The 237-nt window shown below is 57.4% G+C and carries 1 protein-coding gene; it reads right to left on the reverse strand.

What is annotated here, in order from left to right; genetic code table 11:
- Window positions 1–237, reverse strand: a 237-nt coding sequence (locus KVT36_RS32160; protein WP_217607505.1) for a hypothetical protein, incomplete at both ends; no start/stop codon positions are given.

The following is a 237-nucleotide window of genomic DNA, read 5'->3' on the forward strand; positions in this document are numbered from 1 at the left end:
CCGCTTTTTGCGCGCAGGTCCGGAGGCCATCCCATCTGGTCGTGGAAGTAGGCAAATTCACTGTTTAACCGCGCCAGCTTAGGCGTTATAGCAGCTGTGGTAACCAGTGGGTTCTTATTAGGGCCCCAGCGGAATGTCCACCATTGGGACGATTGGGTGCCCACCACCTGCGGGCAGTCATTTAATACCTGCGTAGGCGGGGGGAGGGTGGGAAACTCATCCCTGAAATGGTGGCTG

It is taken from the genome of Chitinophaga sp. GbtcB8 (genome assembly GCF_019091455.1).
In the GTDB taxonomy this organism is placed as follows: Bacteria; Bacteroidota; Bacteroidia; order Chitinophagales; family Chitinophagaceae; genus Chitinophaga.